Origin of the sequence: Pseudomonas putida (assembly GCF_030159595.1) — a bacterium.
Lineage (GTDB): Bacteria > Pseudomonadota > Gammaproteobacteria > Pseudomonadales > Pseudomonadaceae > Aquipseudomonas > Aquipseudomonas putida_AC.
Genome location: NZ_BSKJ01000027.1, coordinates 1 through 3270, shown reverse-complemented (window position 1 = coordinate 3270; position 3270 = coordinate 1). Strand labels below are relative to the sequence as shown.

Below are 3270 nucleotides of genomic sequence, written 5' to 3'. Positions count from 1 at the left end.
CGGTCCAGCTTGCCGTTGGGCGTCAGCGGCAAGGCGTCGAGGAACATGAAATAGGCCGGCACCATGTAGTCCGGCAGTGCTGCCTTGAGGTACTCACGCAGGGCATGGCGCAAACGCACCTGAGGTTCGCCCTCGGCGACCGCCTCCCGCGCAACCACATAGGCCACCAACTGCTTGCCGCTTGCCCCATCGACATCGATCACCACGGCTTCAGCAATGACCTGATGCCCTTGCAAGCGGGTTTCGATCTCGCCCAGCTCAATCCGGAACCCGCGGATCTTCACCTGATGGTCAATGCGCCCTGCATACTCGATGACGCCATCGGCACAGTAACGTGCCAGGTCGCCGGTACGGTACATCCGCCCGCCACCCTGCTCGCTGCAGTCGAACGGGTCTGGCAGGAACTTTTCCGCCGTCAGCGCAGGCTTGCCCGCGTAACCACGGGCCAGTCCGGCACCCGCCATGCATAACTCGCCGGCCACACCTATCGGCGCAGGATTACCGGCACCGTCCAACAGGTAAACCTGGCTGTTGCTGATGGGCCGGCCAATGTTGGCACGGCCATGGGCGGTACGCAGTGCCCATGTCGAATAGGTGGTGTCTTCTGAAGGGCCATACAGATCGTTGACTGCCTCGATATGGCCGGTGCCATACAACTGGTCGACCAATGACTGCTTCAGTGCTTCGCCCGCGAGGTTGACCGTGCGCACGCTCTGCGGCAGTTGCCCGGCCTCGTACAGCGCCTTGATCGCAGAAGGGACGGTGTTGACCAGGCGCACGCGCGAACGCGCTGGCAACGTTGGCAGTTCCAGCGCATTACGCGCCAGAATGGCGTAACCACCACAGGCCAGGGTAACGAAAATTTCCCACACCGAGAGGTCGAAGCAGATCGATGTCGACGCCAACACCCCTTGCAGGTCTTGCTCACTGTAGGCCGAACGGGCCCAGGCAATCAGCGCAACGGCATTGCGGTGTTCGATCAGCACGCCCTTGGGCAGGCCGGTGGAACCGGAGGTGTAGATGCTGTAAGCCAGGTTGCTGCCCAACGTGGCCACCACAGGATTCGTATCCGGATAAGCGGCCAGGTCCAGCTGATCCATCAACAAGATCTGGGCATTGGCCGATTCAGGCAAGCGACCCAACAACTGCGATTGCGACAACAGTACCCGTGCCTTGCTGTCTTCGAGCATGTAGGCCAAACGCTCGGACGGGTATTCAGGGTCAAGCGGCACATAGGCACCCCCAGCCTTGAGAATGGCCAGCAGCCCCACCACCATGTCCAACGTGCGGTCCACCGCAAGCCCGACCATGATGTCCGCCCCCACGCCCAGCTCGCGCAGCTTGTGCGCCAGACGGTTGGCCTGCGCGTTCAGTTGTGCATAGGTCAGCTCATGCTCACCATGGACAAGCGCCAGCGCGTCGGGTGTACGGGCCACTTGCGCGGCGACCAAATCATGGATGCACAGCGCAGACGGCAGCGCGGCTTCGGTGCGGTTCCAGTCCAGAACGATCTGCCGATGCTCCCGAGGGCTGAGCAACGCCAGCTCATCGATGCTGCATGCGGGCTGCTCGACAATCGACAGCAACAGGTTTCGCCAGTGCGCCAACAGACGCTCGCAAGTGCTGCTTTCAAACAGGTCTGTGGCGTAGGTCAACGTGGCGGCGACAACCGCGTCGTGCTCGACCGTGCTGAGCGAAAGGTCGAACTGCGCGGTGCTTTCTTCCCACTGCACGACGTCCACCTGCAAGCCTGGCAATACGCGGGCGGCCTGACGGGCACTGGTCTGGTGATTGAACATGACCTGGAACAATGGGCTGTAGCTGAGGCTACGCTCTACCTCCATCGCATCGACCAGTTGCTCGAAAGGCAAGTCTTGGTGCGCCTGGGCATCCAGGGCGTGCTGCCTGACCTGTTGCAGCAGGTCAACAAAGGTTATCCGCGCCGGGAAGTCTGCCTTGAGCACCTGGGTATTGACGAAGAATCCAATCAGGCGCTCGATTTCCGAGCGGTTACGGTTAGCGATCGGTACCCCTACACGGATATCGACCTGCCCCGAATAGCGATACAGCAATGCCTGGAAACTGGCCAGCAGCACCATGAACAAGGTCGTACCCTGCTGCTGAGCCAATTGTTTCAAACGCTGTGCAAGCGCAGCGTCCAGCTCCAGGCTCAAGTTGGCACCGGCGTGGCTTTGCACCGCCGGGCGCGGGTAATCCGCAGGCAGTTCAAGTACCGCGTGGGTATTGCCCAGTTGTTGCTGCCAATACCCTAACTGGCGCTCCAGCTCGCCTGCTTCCATCCAGTCACGTTGCCAAATGGCATAGTCGGCGTACTGGATAGGTAACACCGGCAGTGCCAAGGGCTTGCCGGTGCGCAGTGCTTCATAGCATTGAATGAGTTCATCGACGATGATCGGCATCGACCATCCATCGGCGACGATATGATGCAAGGTCAGCACCAGTGCATGGTCCTGAGCCGAAAGACGCAGCAGCTTGACACGCAGCAGCGGCCCCTGCTGCAAATCGAAGGGGCGCTGCGTTTCCAGCTGCACATGGTGTGCGATGAGCGCCTGCAGATTCGCCTCGCCCGCCGACTGGACCTGCTGGAGGTCCAGATCGAAGGTGACGTTGGGTGAAATCCGCTGGACCGCTTGCCCATCTTCCTCATCGAACGTGGTTCGCAGGATCTCGTGGCGCTGGATCAACGCCTCGAAGCTCCCGCGCAAGGCTTCGATGTCCAGGTCGCCCTTCAACCGCAGAGCAACCGGTATGTTGTAGGCCGTACCCTGGGGGTCGAGCTGCCAGAGGAACCACTGCCGCTGTTGTGCATATGACAGTGACAGTGGTTCGGCAGCATCCCTTGGCGAGATGGGTGCGACTCCGTACAGATTCACTCCCTGTCGCTTGAGCAACGCAGCCAGAGCCCGGCGCTCTTTGGTGGACAATGACTTGACGGAGTCGAGCAACGCTTGCATGGATTACCCCTTATGAAATCAGCTCGTCAATTTCCTCCGTAGTTAGACGTTTGAGTGCCTCCAGCGATTTAGCCAATTCCGCTTGAACGGGGTCGATTGCAGCGGTTTTTTCCTCAAAGGCAGCCACGAACTCGCCCAGACGCGGGTATTCGAACAGTTCCTTGAGTGCGATTTCCTTGCCCAGCCCCTCGCGCAGCCGCACGATCATCTGCGTTGCCAGCAACGAATGGCCGCCCAGCTCGAAGAAGTCATCGCCCAGGCCCACCCGCTCGACCTGCAACACGTCCGCCCAGAT

At 60.6% G+C, this 3270-nt stretch carries 2 protein-coding genes; both read right to left on the bottom strand.

The genetic code is table 11. The annotated features are described in order from the left end of the window. Window positions 1-2912, bottom strand: a 2912-nt coding sequence (locus QQL85_RS26400) for an amino acid adenylation domain-containing protein (protein ID WP_434489100.1), incomplete at its 3' end; no start/stop codon positions are given. Window positions 2913-2985: 73 nt separating this feature from the next. Next, on the bottom strand, window positions 2986-3270 hold a 285-nt coding region (locus QQL85_RS26395), incomplete at its 5' end, for a phosphopantetheine-binding protein (RefSeq protein WP_284368786.1).